Raw genomic sequence first — 19285 nt, forward strand, 5'->3', positions numbered from 1 at the left:
GAAGCCAAAAAGTCCGTCGCCGCCCAGTTGCGCGCCGTCTTCAACGCGCCCGACCGAGCCGAGGCCGAGCGGCTCTTCAAGGCCGCCCTCGAATCCTGGCGCAAGGAGCATCCCAAATTGGCCGCATAGAGGAGATCCGCCATGTCCTTGACGCTTTACTACGCCCCCGGTGCCTGCTCGTTCGTGCCGCACGCGGCGCTCGAACTCGCCGGCGCCGACTTCGAGCCCGCGCTCGTCAAGCTGCACAAAGGTGAGCAGCAAACCCCCGAATTTCGGGCCCTCAACCCACGCGGCCAAGTGCCCGTGCTGGTGGACGATGGCGCGGCCATCACCCAGATCGTGGCCATCTGTTTGCACCTGGATGCGCGCTTCCCGCAGGCGCGGCTGCTGCCCGCGGCGGGTCTGGCGCGCACGCGCGCGCTCGAGCTGCTGGTCTGGATGAACAACACCGTGCACCCCACCTTCACGCACGTGTTCATGCCCCAAAAATTCACCGACGACGCTGCGGCGCAAGCAGCCATCAAGACGCACGCCCTGGCGCAGTACCGCGCGCTGCTGGCCGAGCTGGAAGCGGCGGTGGCGGCCCGCGCCGGCGCCTGGCTTGGCGGCGAGGCGCCGGGCGTGCTCGACGCCTACGCGCTGACGCTGCTGCGCTGGGGGGGCTTTGCCGGCATCGACCCCACCACCCTGCCGCAGACCTGGGCGCTGGCGCAAGCCTTTGCCGCGCTGCCGGCGGTGGCGCGCGTCATCGAGCGCGAGCGCCTCAAGCTCAACGTCTACACGCCCGTGGGGGCCTGAAACCGCACCGACACGCGCAGGCCGCGGCCCTGCGCGCGCTGCGGGTCGGCGTCCTCCATCGCCAGCGTGGCGCCGTGCTGCCGCACGATCTCCTGCACGATCGCCAGGCCCAAGCCGGACCCGTCCACGTTGGTGCCCAGCGCCCGGTAAAACGGTGCCAGCACGCGCTCGCGCTCCTCGGCCGGGATGCCGGGGCCGCTGTCCTCGACCTGCAACAGCTGCACCCCGCCAAAGGGGTCGGTCAGCACCCGCACCGTCACCACGCCGCCGCGCGGGGTGTAGCGCAGCGCGTTGTCGGCCAGGTTGCGCACCAGCTCGGCCAGCAGGGTCGGGTTGCCCAGCAGCCGCAGCGGCCGCTGCCCCGCGTGCGCCGGCACGGGGTTTCAAAACCCAGGTCGATGCCCTTGTCCAGCGCCAGCGGCACCAAATCCTCCACCACCTCGCGCGCCACCGCCACCAGGTCCACCGGCTCGCGCGGCAGCGCGCGGCCGCTGGCCTCGGCGCGCGCCAGGGCCAGCAGTTGGTTGACCGTGTGCGTGGCGCGCGCGCTGGAGGTGGCGATCTGCCGCAGCGAGCGCTCCACCTCCTCCCCCGCGCCGGGCGGGAGTTGCTTTTGCGCCATTTCGGCCTGCATGCGCAGCCCCGCCAGCGGCGTCTTGAGCTGGTGCGCGGCATCGGCCAAAAAGCGCTTTTGGTTGGACAGCGTGGCGGTGAGGCGCTGCAACAAATCGTTGATGGAGGACACCAGCGGCGCCACCTCCTGCGGCACCTGGGCGTCGTCGATGGGGCTGAGGTCGTCGGGGCGACGCGCGCGGATACGGCGCTCGAGTTCGCTCAGCGGGCGGATGCCGCGCACCAGCGCCAGCCACACCAGCAGCACCGCCAGCGGCAAGATGATGAACTGCGGCACCATCACGCCTTTGATGATCTCGGTGGCCAGCTTGGAGCGTTTGCCGCGCGTTTCGGCCACTTGCATGAGCACCCCGTGGTCGCGCTGCGGCCCGCGGGCCACCCAGGTGTAGGCCACGCGCACCGCCTCGTCGCGGATCGTGTCGTCGCGCAGGCGGATCTCGCCCGGCTGTGGCATGTCCTCGGGCGGGGGCGGGGGAAAGTCCGGATCGCCGCTGACCAGGCGGCCGTTGCGGTCGCGCACCTGGTAGAACACCAAGTCGGTGTCGTCGGCGCGCAGCAAGTCGCGCGCCTGCGGCGTCAGCGCAAAGGCCACCCGCCCCTCGCCCACGGACACAAACTGCGTCAGGGCCTGCAGGTTGTACTCGAGCGCACGGTCATACGGCCGGTTGGCAATGCCCTGCGCCACCAACCAGGTCAAGCCCAGCGACAGCGGCCACAGCAGCAGCAGCGGCGTGAGCATCCAGTCCAGGATTTCGCCAAACAGGCTCGGCTGCTCCCGCCGCAACAGGCCGCGCCAGCCCGCAGCGGCGTCACGCGTGGGGGATTTTTTCAAGGCAGTACCCCAGTCCGCGCACGGTGGCGATGCGGATCGGGCCACGCTCGATCTTCTTGCGCAGGCGGTGGATGTACACCTCGATGGCGTTGTTGCTGACTTCGTCGCCCCACTCGCACAGGCGCTCGACGAGCTGCTCTTTGCTCACCAGCCGACCGGCGCGCTGCAGCAGCACTTCCAGCAGGCTCAGCTCGCGCGCGGAGAGCTCGACCATCTTGCCGTCGATGGTGGCCACGCGCCCGGCTTGGTCGTACACCAGAGGGCCGTGTTGGATCAGGCTGGAGGCCGCCCCGTTGCCGCGCCGCACCAGGGCGCGCACGCGCGCTTCCAACTCCGCCAGCGCAAACGGCTTGGCCATGTAGTCGTCGGCGCCCAGGTCCAGGCCGCGCACCCGGTCTTCCACGCTGTCGGCCGCGGTCAGGATCAGCACCGGCAGCTTGGCGCCGCGCGCGCGCAGGCGCTTGAGCACCTCCAGGCCGCTGAGCCGGGGCAGGCCCAAGTCCAGAATCAGCAGATCGAAGCTGTCGTGCGCCATGAGCGCGGCGTCGGCCTCGTCCCCGCTGGCCACGTGATCGACGGCAGCCCCCGCGGCCCGCAGCGTGCGCAGCAGGCCATCGGCCAGCACCTGGTCGTCTTCGGCGATGAGGATGCGCATGGCGTCGGTCCCTGGGGCTAGCGGGAGGGCGAACGCTCCCGGTGGGGCACATTGTAGGCCGCAGCCGCCCGATCGCCAGCCCCGTCGCCATCGGCATACGCCTCCAACCCCAGCGCCACCACGGCCGCCACGGCATCGCCAACGGCGGCGCGAAACTCGCGCTCGGCCTGCTCCACCGCGCGCCGAAACGCGTGCAGCCAATCCAGACCGGTCGGGGTAAAGACGATGCGCCGGGCGCGCGCGTCGCGCGGGTCGGGCTCGCGCCGCACCAGCCCCCAGGCCACGCACTGATCGACCAGATCGCCCATGGCCTGCTTGCTCATGCCGGCGCTGTGGGCCAGCTCGGTCAGGCGCGCGCCGCCCAGCGGCAGGTGGCGGGTGATGTGCACGATGGCCGCCCCCACCTGGGCACGTGCCGCCAGGTTGGACAGCGCCAGCGGCGCCTGCGGCGAGTGGGCCATCAGCCACAGCACGCGCTCGTCGAAGCGGCGCAGCGCATGGCCCATGAGGCGGCCCAGGTGGGTCAGGCGCCAGCGTTCGTCGGTGCCAAAGGCGGGCATGCGGGTCATGCCGATATCGTAAGGCAAACTGACCAAAAAATGGATTTACACGAAACAACTGCCCGCTACACTGTGGCCCAGCACCGGCCGCACGGCCCCGCCGCGTCGGGGGGTCGGCAGGGCGGTGCCCCGTTTGCCACCGTCATTTGGAGCCACCATGAACGCCGCAACCCGTCTCCCCGATCCCGAAAAAGCCAAGGCCCTGCAGGCCGCGCTGGCCCAAATCGAAAAGCAATTCGGCAAGGGCACCATCATGCGCCTGGCCGAGGGCGAAAAAGTCGAAGACATCCAAGTCGTCTCCACCGGCTCGCTCGGGCTGGACCTGGCGCTGGGGGTGGGCGGCTTGCCGCGCGGGCGCGTCATCGAGATCTACGGCCCCGAATCCTCGGGCAAAACCACGCTGACGCTGCAAGTCATCGCCCAAATGCAGCAGCAAGGTGGCATTTGCGCCTTCGTCGATGCCGAGCACGCACTGGACGTGCAGTACGCGCAAAAACTCGGCGTCGATCTGTCCAACCTGCTCATCAGCCAACCCGACACCGGCGAGCAGGCGCTGGAGATCGTCGACAGCCTGGTGCGCTCGGGCGCGGTGGACCTGATCGTGGTGGACTCGGTGGCGGCGCTCACGCCCAAAGCCGAGCTCGAAGGCGACATGGGCGACGCGCTGCCCGGCCTGCAGGCGCGCCTCATGAGCCAAGCGCTGCGCAAGCTCACCGCCACGATCAAAAAGACCAACTGCATGGTCATCTTCATCAACCAGATCCGCATGAAGATCGGCGTCATGTTCGGCAGCCCCGAGACCACCACCGGCGGCAACGCGCTCAAGTTCTACGCCTCGGTGCGCATCGACATCCGCCGCACCGGCTCGATCAAAAAAGGCGACGAGGTCATCGGCAGCGAAACCAAGGTCAAGGTGGTCAAAAACAAGGTCGCCCCGCCGTTCAAGACCGCGGACTTCGACATCCTCTACGGTGAGGGCATCAGCCGCGAAGGCGAGATCGTCGATCTGGGCGTGCAGCACAAGGTGATCGAAAAATCCGGCGCCTGGTACGCCTACAACGGCGAAAAAATCGGCCAGGGCCGCGAAAACGCGCGCGAGTTTCTCAAGGAAAACCCGGACCTGGCGCGCGAGATCGAAAACAAGATCCGCGCCGTCGTGGGCGTGGCGGCGCTGCCGTCGGCCGCCGACGACGACACGATCGAGCCCGACCTGTCCGCGCTCGATGAAGTCTGACCGCACCACCGCGCGGGCGGGGCTGACGCTGCGCGCGCGCGCCCTGCGCCTGTTGGCGCGGCGCGACCACACCCGGCACGAGCTGGCGCAGCGCCTGGCCCCCTATGCCGCGGACGAGGCCGAATTGCACGCCGTGCTGAATGAATGCGAGCGCCGCGGCTGGCTCGACGACGCCCGGGCGCTGGAGGCGCACCTGCACCGCCGCAGCGCGCAACGCGGCACGGCGCGCCTGCTGGCCGAGCTGCGCGAGCGCGGCGTGCGCGATGCCGACCAACTGGCGGCTGCGGCCGAGCGCCTGCGCGCCACCGAGCGCGAGCGCGCGCAAGCCGCGTGGGCGGGCCGTTTTGGGGCACCCCCGGCCGATGCCCGCGCGCGCGCGCGCCAGCTGCGCTTTTTGCTCGCGCGCGGGTTTGCGGCCGACGTCGCGGCGCGCGTGGTGCCGCCGGTGGCGCCGCGCCGCCCGGACGATGGCGCCGACGATCCCACGGCCCCTGGTTGAGCGCCGGCGACTTGCCGCGCGCATGGGTGCGCGCGGCCGGTGTGGTATAGCCCAGGTAAGATCGAACCCTGCGTTGGGTGTGCGAACCGCGGGCGCGCCCCCATGCGCGGCACCCGCTTGCGTCGCCCACCCCAGCGCCGTCTCTGGAGTTTCGTCCATGCGCGTCAACCTGCCCGTCACCCAAAAGGCGTACGAGTTCCCGGCCGACCAGACGCTGATCTCGGTCACCGACGTCAAGGGCCGCATCACCTACGCCAACAACAACTTCGTCACCGTCAGCGGGTACACGCGCGACGAGCTGCTGGGCCAGCCGCACAACCTCATTCGCCACCCGGACATGCCGGAAGAGGCCTTCCGCGACATGTGGCACACCATCCTGCACGAGGGGCGGCCCTGGTCCGGCATCGTCAAGAACCGGCGCAAGAACGGCGATCACTACTGGGTGCGCGCCAGCGCGACCCCGGTGCGCGAGGGGCCGCAGATCGTCGGCTTCCTCTCCGTACGCACCAGGGCCACGCCGGAGGAGATCACCGCGGCCGAGGCGCTGTATGCGCGCATGCGTGCCGAGGCCGAGCGCGGACGCCTGCGCACGCGCCTGTCGGGCGGCGAGGCGGTGCGCAGCGGCTGGCTGTTTGCCGCGGCGCGCGCTGCGGCCCGATCTGCGCGGGCGCATCGTCCTGGGCACCGCGGCCGCCGGCGTGCTGCCGCTGCTGGGGCTGCATCTGGGGCTGCCGTGGTGGGTGGCATGGGTGCTGGCCGCGGTCGTGGTGGCCACAGTGGCGCTGCTGGCGCAGTGGCATCTGGTCCGCCCCATCGCGCGCATCGTGCGCCAGGCGGAACATTTGGCCTCGGGCGACCTGGTCGAGCCGATCACCATCGACACACCGCGCGGCGAGCTGCGGCGCATCCAGCTCGCGCTGCAGCAGGTCGAGCTGGGCGTGCGCACCGTGGTGCGCGACATCCGCCACGAGGTGGCCAACCTGCGCGGTAGCACGCAGGAAATCGCCGCCGGCAACCAGGACCTGTCGCACCGCACCGAAAACGCCGCCGCCAGCCTGGAGCAGACCGCGGCGTCGATGGACGAGATCAGCGGCACCACGCAGGAAACCGCGCGGCTGGCCGACGAAGGCCTGGCGCTGGCGCGCCAGACGCAGGCGCTCGCCCGCAGCGGCAGCGACGCGGTGGCGGCCCTGGCCGGCACCATGCGCGACATCACCGACTCCTCGCAGCGCATCACCGACATCATCCAGGTGATCGAGGGCGTGGCGTTCCAGACCAACATCCTGGCGCTCAACGCCGCGGTGGAAGCCGCGCGCGCCGGCGAAGCCGGCCGCGGCTTTGCCGTGGTGGCGGGCGAGGTGCGCGCCCTGGCGCAGCGCACCAGCGAAGCGGCCAAACAGATCCGCCAGCTCATCACCGAATCGCGCGAGCGCGTGCTGGTGGGCGACGCCCGCACCGCCGAGGCCAGCGAGCGCATGACCGCGGTCATGGAGGCCGTGCAGCGCGTGGCCCGCATGTTCGAAGACGTGCACCACTCGGCCAACGAGCAAAAGCTGGGGGTGGCGCAAATCGCCGAGGCCATTGCCAGCCTGGACGCGGTCACCCAGCAAAACGCCGCCATGGTCGAGCAGCTGGCCGCCGCCGCGGTGTCGCTGAACGAGCAGGTGCAGGTGGTGCATGGCACGATCCGCGTCTTTCGCCTCACGCCCAAGGACGTGCTGCTGGTCAAAGAGAACGCGGTCAAGCTGCGCCAGACGGCCCAGGCCAAGAGCGATCCCGATCAACTGGATTTCGACGCCGCCATCAAAGCCCACCAACAGTGGCGCATCAAGCTGCGCAACGCCATCCTCAAGGACGAAAAGCTCGATGTGGCCACGATCCGGCGCGACGACTGCTGCGCCGTGGGCAAGTGGATCTACGGCGCGGGCGGGCGCCAGTGGGGTAGCCTGCCGCTGTTTGCCACGCTGGTGGAGCAGCACAAAAAATTCCACCAGGAAACGGGCCACATCGCCGAACTCGTCAACGCCGGCAAGATGGAGGACGCCAACCGGCTGCTGTCGGGCGAATCGGCCTTCATACGCGCCGGGCGCGCCGTGGTCGATACGCTGCAAAAGCTCAAAGCGGCCGTCTCCGGCATGGCCAAGTCCGCGCACATTCAACAGCGCACCGCCACCGCCGCGCCCAAGGCCTTGCCCACGGTTGCAGGCGGCACCAAGCCCGGCACCGGCACCGGCGCGGGCCGAGCGGCGCCACCGGCGCAGCCGACCGCGGCAGCGACGACCGCTGACGACGGCGAGTGGGAGACCTTCTGATCAGCCCAGCCAGCGCTGCACGCGCGCGATCGCCTCATCCAGGTCGGCGCGCGCGGTCGCCACCGAAAAGCGCACGAAGCGCCCCCCGTCGGCGCTGCCGAAATCGGCACTGGGGGTGGCCACCACGTGGGCATGCGCCAGCATCGCCCGCACGAAGCCGGTGCTGTCGGTGACGCCGGCGCGCCCCCACCAGGCGCTGGCATCGGCCCAGACATAAAACGCGCCGTCCGGCACCACCGGCACCGCAAAGCCCAACGCCTGCAAAGCCGGCACAAAGGCCTCCAGCCGCGCGGCATAGTCGGCGCGACGGCGCTCGTACTCGGTCAGGGTGTCCGGCTCGAAGCACGCCAGCGCCGCGTGCTGCGCCACGGCATTGGCGCAGATGTAGTGGTTTTGCGCCAGCCGCTCCACCGCCGGCACCAGCGACTCGGGCAGCACCAGCCAGCCCAGCCGCCAGCCCGTCATCCCAAAATATTTGGAAAAGCTGTTGACGCTGATCACGTCCTCGCCCAGCGCCAGCGCGGTTTGGCCATAGCGCGCGTCGTACGACAGGCCCAGGTAGATCTCGTCGACGACCAGCGCGCCGCGGTGGCGCCGCACCACGTCGAGCACGCCGCGCAGCGTTTGCGGGTCGATCGAGGTGCCGGTGGGGTTGGCCGGCGAAGCCAGCATCACACCGCGCGTGCGCGCACCCCAGGCCGCCGCCACCTGGTCCGGGGTGGGCTGGTAGCGCGTCGCCGCGGCGGTGGGCAGGGCGGTGGGCGCCACGCCCACGCTGGCCAGGATTTGCCGGTTGCACGGGTAGCAGGGGTCGGGCAGCAGCACCTCGTCACCGGCGTCGAACAGGGCCAGCGCCGCCAGTTGCAGGCCGGCCGAGGCGCCCGCCGTGATGACGATGCGCCGCGCCGGCACGTCCACGCCAAAGCGCTGCGCGTACCACGCCGACAGCCGCTCGCGCAGCGCATCCAGTCCCAGCGCGGGCGTGTACTGCGTGCGCCCGGCGCGGATGGCTTGCTCGGCGGCGGCCTGCACCGCCGGCGGGGCCACGAAGTCCGGCTCGCCGATGTTGAGGTAGAGCAGCCGCGGCGCGTCCGCGGGCAGCGTGGCCGCGTGGGCGGCGGCCTCTTTGGCCACCTGCATGACCCAAAACGGGGCGATCGCCTGCGCACGCGCGCTGGGCATGGGGGCGGAAACGGGTGCCGTCATTTGCCGATGCAAAAACGCGAGAAGATGACGCCGAGCAGATCGTCTGCCCCAAAGGCGCCGGTGATGGTGCCCAGCGCTTCGTGCGCCAGGCGCAGCTCTTCGGCCAGCAGCTCCAGCGCCGGTGCGGGGCTGTCGAGCTGGGCCTGCGCCGCCAGCAGGTGCGCGCGCACCCGGTGCAGCGCCTCCACGTGCCGCTGGCGGGCGCTGAACAGCCCCTCGGTGGTGTGGCCGCTCCAGCCCACCGCCTGCAGCAGGCGCTGGCGCAGCCGCTCCAGCCCGGCGCCGGTGCGCGCCGACAGGCAAAGCGCGTCCGCCCCCAACGCCGGCGCTCCGCACGCGGGCGCGGCGGCATCGGCCTTGTTCCAGACGTCGATCACCGGCACGCGCGCCGGCAGCCGCGCCGTCAGGCGCTCGCGGATGGCCGCATCGTCACGGGCATAGGCGGGGTCGGCGGCGCGCGTCAGGTCGTGCACGAACAGCACCGCGTCGGCCGCTTCGATGCGCTGCCACGCCCGCTCGATGCCGATGCGCTCGACCTCGTCCACCTCCGCGCCGTCGCGCAAACCGGCGGTGTCGATCACGTGCAGCGGCACGCCGTCGATCTGGATGGCCTGCTGCACCACGTCGCGCGTGGTGCCGGCCACCGGCGTGACGATGGCCACCTCGGCCTGCGCCAGCGCATTGAGCAGCGAGCTCTTGCCCGCGTTGGGCTGGCCGGCGATGACCACGTGCATGCCCTCGCGCAGCAGCGCGCCCTGGCGCGTGCGCGCCAGCACCGCGTCGAGCCGCTGCTGCAGGCGGTGCAGCTGCCCAGCGGCGTCGGCCTGGTGCAAAAAGTCGATGTCCTCGTCCGGAAAGTCCAGCGTCGCCTCCACCAGCATGCGCAGGTGGACGAGCTCGTCGCGCAGCGCGTCGATGGCCTGCGAAAACGCGCCGCTGAGCGAGCGCGCGGCGCTGCGCGCGGCGGCCTCGGTGCTGGCGTCGATCAGGTCGGCCACGGCCTCGGCCTGGGCCAGATCGAGCTTGCCGTTGAGAAACGCGCGCTCGGTGAACTCACCCGGCTGGGCCAGGCGCAGGCCCGGCAGGCGCGGGCGGCCTGTGGCGGGGTCGGTTTCCGCCGCTGCCTCCAGGCAGCGCTGCAGCAGCAGTTGCAACAGGACCGGGCCGCCGTGCGCCTGCAGCTCCAGCACATCCTCGCCGGTGTAGGAGTGCGGCGCCGCAAACCACAGCGCCAGCCCGTGGTCCAGCGCGGTGCCGTCCGCGGCCAGAAACGGCCCGTAGTGCGCGTGGCGCGGGCGCAGCTCGCGCCCCACCAGCGCGGGCACCAGCGGCGCCAGCCCCCGCCCCGACACCCGCACGATGCCCACCGCGCCGCGCCCGGGCGCGGTGGCGATGGCGGCAATCGGGTCCTGGTGCCGCGGCAGCATCCGCGCTTACTTGAACTTGGGCAGGTTGAACTTCAACGGCACGCCCATCGCGTGGTTGATGTAAGCCTGCTGCGCGATCGTCAGCACGTTGTTGACGATCCAGTACAGCACCAGCCCGGCCGGGAAGAAGAAGAACATCACGCTGAAGATCAGCGGCATGAGCCACATCATCTTGGCCTGCAGCGGATCCGGCGGCAGCGGGTTGAGCGCGGTCTGCACCAGGGTGCTCAGCGCCATGATGAGCGGCAGCACGTAGTACGGGTCGGGCGAGGACAGGTCCACGATCCAGCCGATCCAGGGCGCGTTGCGCATCTCGACGCTGGCCAGCAACACCCAGTACAGCGCGATGAAGACCGGAATCTGGATCAGGATCGGCAAACAACCGCCCAGCGGGTTGACCTTTTCCTCGCGGTACAGGCGCATCATCTCCTGCTGCATGAGCTGCGGGTTGTCCTTGAGGCGCTCACGCATGTCCATGATGCGCGGGTTGATGGCCTTCATCTTGGCCATGCTGCGGTAGGCGCTGGCGTTGAGCCAGTAAAACGCCGCCTTGATCAGCACCACCAGGGCGACGATCGCCCACCCCCAGTTGCCCACCAGGCTGTGGATTTTTTCCAGCAGCCAGTACAGCGGCTTGGCCAGGATGGTGAGCCAGCCGTAGTCCTTGACCAGCTCCAGCCCCGGGGCCAGGCGCTCGAGCACCTTTTCCTCCTGCGGGCCCACGTAGAGGCGCGCCGACAGCGTCTGTGCCGCACCGGGCGCCACGGTGAGCGCCGGGCCGATTTGGCCCACCGCGTAGAGCTCACCCACCTTGCGCACGAAGTTTTCACGCTCCACGCCGGCGTCGAGCAGCCACGCACTGAAAAAGTAGTGCTGCACCATGGCCACGTAGCCATCGGTCGCCTGGGCCTGGATGGCGACCTTGCCCTTGTCGATGTCGGCAAATTCGACCTTCTGGTACTTGGCGGCCTCGCTGTAGACCGCCGGGCCGGTGAAGGTTTTGTAAAAGGGCGTCTCGCTGCCCGCGGCCAGGCCGTCACGCACCAGCTGCTGGTACACGCGCGCGGTGACCGGGGCGCTGCCCAGGTTGCGCACCTCGTGCTGCACGTCGATGGCGTAGCTGCCACGGTGCAGGGTGTAGGTTTTGCGCAGCACCACGTCGCCCTGCGGCTCGGATTCGAAGGTCAGCACCAGGGTGTCTTGCCCGTCGGCAATCGCGATGGGCCCCGCCGGGGCCGGGTCGACCAGCCGCATCGGCGTCTTGTGCGTGGGCAGGGCCACGCCGCCGACCAGCCCGGTTTGGGCGACGTAGGTGCGCCCGCCTTCGCTGGTGAGCAGCTCCAGCGGCGTGAAAGTCTTGTGCAGCGCCTTGCCGGTTTCGGCCGCGTGCTTGAGCAATCGCGCACCGACCAGCGCGCCCCCCTCGCTGTCAAAGGTCAGCTCGAACACGTCGGTGCGCACGCGGTAGCGCTCGCGCGGTGCGGCCGGCGCCGCCGGCACGCCGGGCACGGCCGCCGCGCCGCCCGCCGTCGGCGTGGGGACGGCGGCGTTCGGGGCGGGCGGCGCGGCGGTGCGCGCGGCCGGTGCCGTGCTGCTGGGGAAGAAGGTGGCCGGCTGCCCGTGGTAGACCTGCCAGCGGTCCCACAGCAGGATCATCGAGAAGCCAAAAATCACCCACAGAATGGATCGCCGAATGTCGCTCATGTCGAAGGGGTGTGCGGTAACGAGGAAAACAGGCGCGGGCGGGTGGCAGGGACCGGGTCGTGCCCGCCGGCGCACCAGGGGTGGCAGCGCGCCAGCCGCCGCAGCGCCAGGTAGCTGCCCGCGCCCGCGCCGTGGCGCTGCAGCGCCTCCAACGCGTACGCCGAGCAGGTGGGGGTGAAGCGGCAGCCCGACCCCACCCAGGGGCTGAGCAGCAGGCGATAGCCCTGCACCAGGCCGATGAGCAGGCGCTGCGGCACGCGCGCGCAAGCGCGCAGCGCCCGTCGCCAGGCGGGCGCTGCAGCGGGGGGCGCCGCATGGGGGGTGGCGGGTGCCGTCATGCCGTGGCCACCGTGCAAGGGGGCGCGCCCGCGGCCAGGCGCTGACGCAGCCGCGCGCCGAGCAGCTCGCGCAGCTCCAGCCGCGCGGCGTGGCGCAGCGCCGCCGACGTGGCGCTGGGGAATTCGGTGGTGGGGAAAGGGCGCTTGAGCCGCACCACCCACGCGCCCGGCGGCAGCGGGTGCTCGCGCTCGGCCGCGTAGATTTGGCGTTTGAGCGCGTTGCGCGTCACCGCGCGGCGCGCCCAGCGCTTGGGGATGACCGCGCCCAGCCACGCCCCGTCACCGGGAAACAGCGGCACGCCACGCGCGCCGACACGACCGCCGGTGGCGATGCCGTGGAGGGCGAAATGGGCGGTGTGCACCAGCGCAGCGGCGGACAGCACGGCCTGAAACTGGGCACGCCGACGCAAGCGCCGCGTGGCCCGCGCAGGCGGTGTCGTGGATGGGGCTGGCAGGGGCGTCCCGGGCACCGGGGCGTCAGACGGCGAGGCGCTTGCGGCCCTTGGCGCGGCGCGCGTTGATGACGGCGCGACCGCCGCGGGTCTTCATGCGAACCAAAAAGCCGTGGGTGCGCGCGCGGCGAATCTTGGAAGGTTGATAGGTGCGTTTCATGATGACTGCCCCATTGGGTCGAGTAAACCCTAAATTATGGCAAAAAGCGCGCGCCCTGCCAAACCGGCCGCCGTGCACGGTCGCGCCCGCGCGCGGCGCGGCGGCTGCCCGGCAGGGCAGCGGCGCATGTGGATAACTGCCGGGCGCGGGCTACAATGGGGGCCTTTGGCAGGGCAGCTGTCCACACGCCGCTTGCTGGCTGGCGGGACACGCCGGCTGCGCCAGCGCCACCCGAGTGTTTCTTCACCCATGACATCACCGCGTTCCTTGTCCGATGCGAACGCCGCTGCGGGGCGGGCCAGCGCGCCGGCACCCGATGTGTGGTCGGCCTGCATCGAGCGGCTCAGCCAGGAATTGCCCGTCCAGCAAGTCAACACCTGGATCCGGCCGCTGGTGGCGCGGGTGTCGGAGGACGGCTCGCGCGTCACGCTGGCGGTGGCCAACCGCTTCAAGATGGATTGGGTGCGCGCGCAGTACGCGGGCAAGATTGCCGCGGCGCTGCAGGCGATCACCGGCCAGCCGGTGACGCTGGAGCTGGTGCTGGCGCCGCGCGAGGCCCCCGCGGTGGCGCGCGCGTCCGCCGCCGCGCCGGTGCGCGCCAGTGGCACCCCGCCGCGCAGCGACGCGGTGTTTGCCGAGCTGCCCGAGGCGCCGGCTGCCGCCGAGCCGCCGCTGCCCGACCACAAACACCGGCTCAACCCGGCGCTGACCTTTGCCACGCTGGTCGAGGGCTCGGCCAACCGCATGGCGCGTGCGGCGGCCATGCACGTGGCCGCCAGCCCCGGGCAGCTCTACAACCCGCTGTTCATCTACGGCGGCGTCGGGTTGGGCAAGACGCACCTGGTGCACGCGATCGGCAACCAGCTGCTGGCCGAGCGCCCCGAGGCCAAGGTGCTCTACATCCACGCCGAGCAGTTTGTCTCGGACGTGGTCAAGTCCTACCAGCGCAAGACGTTTGACGCCTTCAAGCAGCGCTACCACAACCTGGACCTGCTGCTCATCGACGACGTGCAGTTCTTTGCCAACAAGGACCGCACCCAGGAGGAGTTTTTCAACGCCTTCGAGGCGCTGCTGGCCAAAAAAAGCCACATCGTGATGACCAGCGACACCTATCCGAAGGGGTTGACGGACATCCACGAGCGGCTGGTCTCGCGCTTCGATTCCGGGCTGACGGTGGCCATCGAGCCACCGGAGCTGGAGATGCGCGTGGCCATCCTGATCAGCAAGGCGCAGGCCGAAGGCGCCACCATGCCCGAGGACGTCGCCTTCTTCGTCGCCAAGAACGTGCGCTCCAACGTGCGCGAGCTCGAAGGGGCGCTGCGCAAGATCCTGGCCTACTCGCGCTTCAACCAAAAGGACATCTCCATCGCCCTGGCGCGCGAGGCGCTCAAAGACCTGCTGAGCATCCAAAACCGCCAAATCAGTGTCGAGAACATCCAAAAGACGGTGGCCGACTTCTACAAGATCAAGGTGGCCGACATGTACTCGCGCAAGCGCCCGGCCAACATCGCGCGGCCGCGGCAAATCGCCATGTACCTGGCCAAGGAGCTGACGCAAAAAAGCCTGCCGGAAATCGGTGAGCTCTTTGGCGGACGCGACCACACGACCGTGCTGCACGCGGTGCGCAAAATCGCCGCCGAGCGGCAGACCCAGCCCGAACTCAACCAGCAGCTCCACGTGCTGGAGCAGACCCTGAAAGGCTGACACGCATGATCGTCTTGCAAGCGACCCAGGAGCGGCTGCTGGCCGCCCTCCAGTCGGTGGCCGGCATCGTCGAGCGCCGCCACACCCTGCCCGTGCTCGCCAACGTGTTGATCCACCGGGTGGGGGCGGCCACGCAGCTGACCACCTCCGACCTGGAAATCCAGATCCGCACCACCGCCGAGCTGGGCGGCGACGAGGGCCAGTTTGCCACCACCGTGGGGGCGCGCAAGCTCATCGACATCCTGCGCACGCTGCCGGCCGAACAAAAAGTGTCGCTGGAGTCGGCCGGCGGGCGGCTGCTGCTCAAGGCCGGCAAGAGCCGCTTCACGCTGCAGACGCTGCCGGCCGAGGACTTTCCGCTGGTGCAGGAGTCGCCCACCTTCGGGCCGGCGTTTGCGGTGCCACAAAAAGTGCTCAAGGGGCTGCTGGGGCAGGTGTCGTTTGCCATGGCGGTGCAAGACATCCGCTACTACCTCAACGGCATCCTGTTCGTGGCCGAGGGCCGCCAGCTCACGCTCGTGGCCACCGACGGCCACCGGCTGGCGCTGGCCAGTGCCGAGCTGGACGTGGAGGTGCCGCGCCAGGAGGTGATCCTGCCGCGCAAGACGGTGCTGGAGCTGCAGCGGCTGCTGTCGGATCAGGACGGCGCCATCGAGATGCGCTTTGCCGCCAACCAGGCCAAGTTTGCCTTTGGCGGCATGGAGTTCGTCACCAAGCTGGTGGAGGGCAAGTTCCCCGACTACAACCGCGTCATCCCGCGCGCGCACCGCAACGTGGTCGTGCTCGGGCGCGCGCCGTTGCTGGCCAGCCTGCAGCGGGCCGCCATCATGACCAGCGACAAGTTCAAGGGCGTGCGCCTGCACCTGGAGCCGGGCCTGCTGCAGGTGGCGGCCAACAACGCCGACCAGGAAGAGGCGGTCGATGAGCTCGACATCGAGTACAGCGGCGACGTCATCGACATCGGCTTCAACGTCACGTATCTGATCGAGGCGCTGGCCAACATGGGCCAGGACCTCGTGCGCATCGAGCTGCAGGATGGCAACGCTTCGGCGCTGATCACCGTGCCGGGCGACGAGCACTTCAAGTACGTCGTCATGCCGATGCGCATTTGAAAGTTTTCATGAGCGAATCCCCCACCCCCCAAACCCCCGCCACGGGCTACGGCGCCGAGTCCATCCAGATCCTGGAAGGGCTGGAGGCGGTGCGCAAGCGCCCGGGCATGTACATTGGCGACACCTCCGACGGCACCGGGTTGCACCACCTGGTGTTCGAGGTGGTGGACAACTCCATCGACGAGGCGCTGGCCGGCCACTGCGACGACATCGTCGTCACCATCCACACCGACAACTCGATCAGCGTGGTGGACAACGGGCGCGGCATTCCCACCGGCATCAAGTGGGACGACAAGCACGAGCCCAAGCGCAGCGCCGCCGAAATCGCCCTGACCGAGCTGCACGCCGGGGGCAAGTTCAACCAAAACAGCTACAAGGTCTCGGGCGGGCTGCACGGCGTGGGGGTGAGCTGCGTCAACGCGCTGTCCAAGTGGCTGCGGCTGACCGTGCGCCGCGACGGCAAGGTGCACCTGCTGGAATTTGCGCGCGGCGTGGTGCAAAACCGTCTGGTCGAGCGCGCCAGCGGCCCCGACGGGCAGGAGGTCGAGGTCTCGCCGATGCGCGTGATCGGCGCCACCGACAAGCGCGGCACCGAAGTGCACTTTTTGCCCGACACCGACATCTTCAAGGAAAACCACGACTTCCACTACGAAATCCTGTCCAAGCGGCTGCGCGAGTTGAGCTTTTTGAACAACGGCGTGCGCATCCGCCTGATCGACGAGCGCACCGGCAAATCGGACGACTTCTCGGGCGCGGGCGGGGTCAAGGGCTTTGTCGAGTTCATCAACGCCGGCAAAAAGGTGCTGCACCCCACGGTGTTCCACGCCGTCGGGTCGCGCCCGGCCGAAAGCTACGGCGGCATCCCCGGCACCGAAATCGGGGTCGAGGTGGCCATGCAGTGGAACGACGGCTACAACGAGTCGGTGCTGTGCTTCACCAACAACATCCCGCAGCGCGACGGCGGCACCCACCTCACCGGCCTGCGCGCGGCCATGACGCGCGTCATCGGCAAGTACATCGAGGCCAACGAGCTGGCCAAAAAAGCCAAGGTCGAGGTCACCGGTGACGACATGCGCGAGGGCCTGTGCTGCGTGCTCTCGGTCAAGGTGCCCGAGCCCAAATTCAGCAGCCAAACCAAGGACAAGCTGGTCTCGTCCGAGGTGCGCGCGCCGGTGGAGGACATCGTCGCCAAGGCCCTGACCGAGTACCTGGAAGAGCGCCCCAACGACGCCAAGATCATCTGCGGCAAGATCGTCGAAGCCGCGCGCGCCCGCGAAGCCGCGCGCAAAGCGCGCGAGATGACGCGCCGCAAGGGCGTGCTCGACGGGCTGGGGCTGCCCGGCAAGCTGGCCGATTGCCAGGAAAAGGACCCCGCACTGTCCGAGATCTACATCGTCGAGGGCGACTCGGCCGGCGGCAGCGCCAAGCAGGGGCGCGATCGCAAGTTCCAGGCCATCTTGCCGCTGCGCGGCAAGATCCTCAACGTCGAGAAAGCCCGCTACGAAAAGCTGCTGTCCAGCAACGAAATCCTGACCCTCATCACCGCGCTGGGCACCGGCATCGGCCGCGCCAGCGAGGACGACGGCGGCAAGGGCAAGAGCGGCGCCGACGACTTCGACATCGCCAAGCTGCGCTACCACCGCATCATCATCATGACCGACGCGGACGTGGACGGCGCACACATCCGCACCCTGCTGCTGACCTTCTTCTACCGCCAAATGCCCGAGCTGGTCGAGCGCGGGCACATCTACATCGCGCAGCCGCCGCTGTACAAGGTCAAAGCGGGCAAGGAGGAGCTCTACCTCAAGGACGACGCGGCGCTGGAGGCGTTTTTGCTGCGCGTCGCCCTCAAGGACGCCAGCCTGCACACCGGCGGCCCGCAGGGCACCGTGCTCAGCGGCGAGCCGCTGGCCGCGCTGGCGCGCCAGCACCAGGCCGCCGAGGCGGTGATCGCGCGCCTGTCGGCCTTCATGGACGCCGAGGCGCTGCGCGCCATCGCCGACGGCGTGGCGCTGAACCTGGACGACATGGAAGCCGCGGCCGAGAGCGCCGCGGCCCTGCAGGCCGCGCTGCGCGCCAGCGACCTCAACGCCGTGCCGGCCGAGGTCAGCGCCGAGTTCGACGCCCGCGCCGACAAGCCGCTGCTGCGCATCAGCCGCCGCCACCACGGCAACGTGCGCTCCAGCGTCATCACCCAGGACTTTGTGCACGGGGCCGACTACGCCGTGCTGGCCGAGGCGGCGCGCACCTTCCAGGGCCTGCTGGGCGACGGCGCCAAGGTCGTGCGCGGCGAGGGCGAGCGCGCCAAGGAAGCGCCGGTGAGCGATTTTCGCGCCGCCATGCGCTGGCTGCTGGCCGAAGCCGAGCGCACCACCAGCCGCCAGCGCTACAAGGGCCTGGGTGAGATGAACCCCGAACAGCTGTGGGAGACCACCATGAACCCCGAAGTGCGCCGGCTGCTGCAGGTGCGCATCGAAGACGCCATCGAGGCCGACAAGGTCTTTACCATGCTGATGGGCGACGAGGTCGAGCCGCGCCGCGCCTTCATCGAGGCCAATGCGCTGCGCGCGGTGAATATCGACGTTTGAGGGTGCATGCAGCAGGTCGTCGAAAAACCCAATCGAAGCAGCCACTACCCACTTGCGCTGGTCCGAAGCCAGCGCTAACCTTTTTTCTCGGCGCCATCAGCCGCTTCGGCATCCTTATGATGCACATGCCACCAGCCACGGAGGGAGCCCATGCGCACGAGGTTGTGCACAGCAAAGCACATTGGCGCCTACCCCTGCGGCCTAGCGTGCCCGATGAGTTTGGTCTTGGCCAAACCGCCCACGGTCTTGATCCAGCCGAAGCCCTACTAGATGCGTCTGCGCGCCCTCAGGCTCACGTTGAGGACCTTCGTGCCGCTGAGTACGTGCGTCAATCGCTAAGTGCTTGGCGTTGGCTGCCACGTGCGGGATCACGCCCAGCGCGCATCAACCTTGGACAAAGGCATGGCAGTCGTAACCCTTGTCCGCCTGGTGCATAACGCCACCATTTTGGAGATGAACGTGGACAGCTACCAACCGCACCGCTCAGGATAGTTGTCGTTAACCGCTTAGGGTGTCGGCGCCGGATACGTGGGCGAGGTCTTCGTTGAACATGTGCGCGCGGTCGGGCAGTGAAGGTGGAGTGGCCCTAGACCTTGTCTTTCAGGTTCAGGCAAACGAACCAGCGGTAGAGCAGGTTGTGGTCGATAGCCTTCACCAGCTGCCGCTCGCTGCGGTTGGAAAAGAAGTTTTACCAGCAGCAGCGCCATGAGAAGTATTTCGGGCGGTACCAAAGGGCGGCCGTGGCGGGAATACACCGCCTCGAACTCTGTCGTCATGCTCGCCACCAATAGAACCGCCACCTACACCTCGTCACAGGCCAAATCGAAACACAGCTCGCGACAGCTTTGGTCTGGGACTGTAATAGCCCCACCAAGGCGCCCGCTTGCTTCATGCACGGCCGAAGAACGCTTTCTCGAACGAATTCGGCAATACTCATGCACTAGGGAACCACTGAACAAAAAAGCTCGTACACCGCACACTCGCTCACGCTCGCTGTGAGGTCAGCGCAAATCACCCCAAGGCAGCCTCTGAGGCGCCCAAAGTGCCCTCGCGGCGGTGCAAAACCCGCCC

Annotated in this window: 14 protein-coding genes and 5 pseudogenes; 9 read left to right on the plus strand and 10 right to left on the minus strand. The window is 69.3% G+C overall.

What is annotated here, in order from left to right:
• Positions 1-123, plus strand: a pseudogene (locus Tther_RS10885) (IS256 family transposase); the annotation flags it as partial.
• Between the two features lie 18 nt (positions 124-141).
• Positions 142-798: a glutathione S-transferase family protein gene (locus tag Tther_RS10890; RefSeq protein WP_143903770.1), complete on the plus strand. Its 657-nt coding sequence runs from the start codon at positions 142-144 to the stop codon at positions 796-798.
• On the opposite strand, the pseudogene Tther_RS10895 reads toward Tther_RS10890, so the two are convergent.
• The 3 genes and pseudogenes from Tther_RS10895 to Tther_RS10905 all read right to left on the minus strand — a co-directional run bounded on the left by Tther_RS10895 (position 777) and on the right by Tther_RS10905 (position 3478).
• Positions 777-2170, minus strand: a pseudogene (locus tag Tther_RS10895) (sensor histidine kinase). The gene Tther_RS10890 and the pseudogene Tther_RS10895 overlap by 22 nt on opposite strands.
• A gap of 70 nt (positions 2171-2240) precedes the next feature.
• Entirely contained in the window at positions 2241-2918 is a 678-nt protein-coding gene (locus tag Tther_RS10900; protein ID WP_143903772.1) for a response regulator, read from the minus strand.
• Between the two features lie 17 nt (positions 2919-2935).
• Positions 2936-3478, minus strand: a complete 543-nt coding sequence (locus Tther_RS10905) for a MarR family winged helix-turn-helix transcriptional regulator (protein WP_143903789.1) — start codon at positions 3476-3478, stop codon at positions 2936-2938.
• A 157-nt stretch (positions 3479-3635) separates the two neighbouring features.
• Between Tther_RS10905 and recA the strand changes: the two genes are divergently transcribed.
• The 4 genes and pseudogenes from recA to Tther_RS13795 all read left to right on the plus strand — a co-directional run.
• Complete coding sequence (recA, locus tag Tther_RS10910) at positions 3636-4712, plus strand: recombinase RecA (RefSeq protein ID WP_143903775.1); 1077 nt, start codon at positions 3636-3638, stop codon at positions 4710-4712.
• On the plus strand, positions 4702-5211 hold the full coding sequence (recX, locus tag Tther_RS10915; protein WP_143903777.1) for a recombination regulator RecX: 510 nt from the start codon (positions 4702-4704) through the stop codon (positions 5209-5211). The genes recA and recX overlap by 11 nt, the downstream gene beginning before the upstream one ends.
• 157 nt (positions 5212-5368) lie before the next feature.
• Positions 5369-6923: pseudogene (locus tag Tther_RS13790) on the plus strand (methyl-accepting chemotaxis protein); the annotation flags it as partial.
• 159 nt (positions 6924-7082) lie between these two features.
• A pseudogene (locus Tther_RS13795) lies at positions 7083-7523 on the plus strand (CZB domain-containing protein); the annotation flags it as partial.
• On the opposite strand, the gene Tther_RS10925 reads toward Tther_RS13795, so the two are convergent.
• The 6 genes from Tther_RS10925 to rpmH all read right to left on the minus strand — a co-directional run bounded on the left by Tther_RS10925 (position 7524) and on the right by rpmH (position 12810).
• A complete protein-coding gene (locus Tther_RS10925; protein WP_246099015.1) occupies positions 7524-8729 on the minus strand; it encodes a pyridoxal phosphate-dependent aminotransferase in 1206 nt (401 codons plus the stop codon). It lies immediately after the preceding pseudogene.
• Positions 8726-10156 carry a tRNA uridine-5-carboxymethylaminomethyl(34) synthesis GTPase MnmE gene (gene mnmE / locus Tther_RS10930; RefSeq protein WP_143903779.1) on the minus strand — a complete coding sequence of 477 codons (1431 nt, stop codon included), beginning with the start codon at positions 10154-10156 and terminating at the stop codon, positions 8726-8728. The genes Tther_RS10925 and mnmE overlap by 4 nt, the downstream gene beginning before the upstream one ends.
• A gap of 6 nt (positions 10157-10162) precedes the next feature.
• Positions 10163-11860 (minus strand): membrane protein insertase YidC, encoded by a 1698-nt coding sequence (yidC, locus tag Tther_RS10935; RefSeq protein ID WP_143903781.1) that lies wholly within the window; start codon positions 11858-11860, stop codon positions 10163-10165.
• On the minus strand, positions 11857-12117 hold the full coding sequence (yidD, locus tag Tther_RS10940; RefSeq protein ID WP_143903793.1) for a membrane protein insertion efficiency factor YidD: 261 nt from the start codon (positions 12115-12117) through the stop codon (positions 11857-11859). Before yidD ends, yidC begins: the two co-directional genes overlap by 4 nt.
• Positions 12118-12194: 77 nt before the next feature.
• On the minus strand, positions 12195-12608 hold the full coding sequence (locus tag Tther_RS10945; RefSeq protein WP_246099016.1) for a ribonuclease P protein component: 414 nt from the start codon (positions 12606-12608) through the stop codon (positions 12195-12197).
• Positions 12609-12675: 67 nt separating this feature from the next.
• Positions 12676-12810, minus strand: a complete 135-nt coding sequence (gene rpmH / locus Tther_RS10950; RefSeq protein ID WP_006299042.1) for a 50S ribosomal protein L34 — start codon at positions 12808-12810, stop codon at positions 12676-12678.
• Between the two features lie 267 nt (positions 12811-13077).
• On the opposite strand from rpmH, the gene dnaA reads away from it, so the two are divergent.
• Genes dnaA through gyrB form a run of 3 tightly spaced genes read left to right on the plus strand, consistent with a single transcriptional unit; the run spans position 13078 to position 18214 of the window.
• The gene (gene dnaA / locus Tther_RS10955; protein ID WP_246099017.1) at positions 13078-14514 is read left to right on the plus strand and encodes a chromosomal replication initiator protein DnaA; all 1437 of its coding nucleotides are present in this window, start codon (positions 13078-13080) and stop codon (positions 14512-14514) included.
• Between the two features lie 5 nt (positions 14515-14519).
• On the plus strand, positions 14520-15626 hold the full coding sequence (gene dnaN, locus Tther_RS10960) for a DNA polymerase III subunit beta (protein ID WP_143903785.1): 1107 nt from the start codon (positions 14520-14522) through the stop codon (positions 15624-15626).
• Positions 15627-15634: 8 nt separating this feature from the next.
• The gene (gene gyrB, locus Tther_RS10965; RefSeq protein WP_143903787.1) at positions 15635-18214 is read left to right on the plus strand and encodes a DNA topoisomerase (ATP-hydrolyzing) subunit B; all 2580 of its coding nucleotides are present in this window, start codon (positions 15635-15637) and stop codon (positions 18212-18214) included.
• 74 nt (positions 18215-18288) lie between these two features.
• Here gyrB and Tther_RS13800 read toward each other — a convergent pair.
• Positions 18289-19002 (minus strand): annotated as a pseudogene (locus Tther_RS13800) (transposase); the annotation flags it as partial.
• Positions 19003-19285 lie beyond the last annotated feature (283 nt).

This window comes from Tepidimonas thermarum, assembly GCF_007556705.1.
Taxonomy (GTDB): Bacteria; Pseudomonadota; Gammaproteobacteria; order Burkholderiales; family Burkholderiaceae_C; genus Tepidimonas; species Tepidimonas thermarum.

Coding starts and splice junctions, on each gene's coding strand:
- Tther_RS10890 (WP_143903770.1), top strand. CDS start 142: ATGTCCTTGACGCTTTACTACGCCCCCGGTGCCTGCTCGTTCGTGCCG.
- Tther_RS10900 (WP_143903772.1), bottom strand. CDS start 2,918: ATGCGCATCCTCATCGCCGAAGACGACCAGGTGCTGGCCGATGGCCTG.
- Tther_RS10905 (WP_143903789.1), bottom strand. CDS start 3,478: ATGCCCGCCTTTGGCACCGACGAACGCTGGCGCCTGACCCACCTGGGC.
- recA (WP_143903775.1), top strand. CDS start 3,636: ATGAACGCCGCAACCCGTCTCCCCGATCCCGAAAAAGCCAAGGCCCTG.
- recX (WP_143903777.1), top strand. CDS start 4,702: ATGAAGTCTGACCGCACCACCGCGCGGGCGGGGCTGACGCTGCGCGCG.
- Tther_RS10925 (WP_246099015.1), bottom strand. CDS start 8,729: ATGACGGCACCCGTTTCCGCCCCCATGCCCAGCGCGCGTGCGCAGGCG.
- mnmE (WP_143903779.1), bottom strand. CDS start 10,156: ATGCTGCCGCGGCACCAGGACCCGATTGCCGCCATCGCCACCGCGCCC.
- yidC (WP_143903781.1), bottom strand. CDS start 11,860: ATGAGCGACATTCGGCGATCCATTCTGTGGGTGATTTTTGGCTTCTCG.
- rpmH (WP_006299042.1), bottom strand. CDS start 12,810: ATGAAACGCACCTATCAACCTTCCAAGATTCGCCGCGCGCGCACCCAC.
- dnaN (WP_143903785.1), top strand. CDS start 14,520: ATGATCGTCTTGCAAGCGACCCAGGAGCGGCTGCTGGCCGCCCTCCAG.
- gyrB (WP_143903787.1), top strand. CDS start 15,635: ATGAGCGAATCCCCCACCCCCCAAACCCCCGCCACGGGCTACGGCGCC.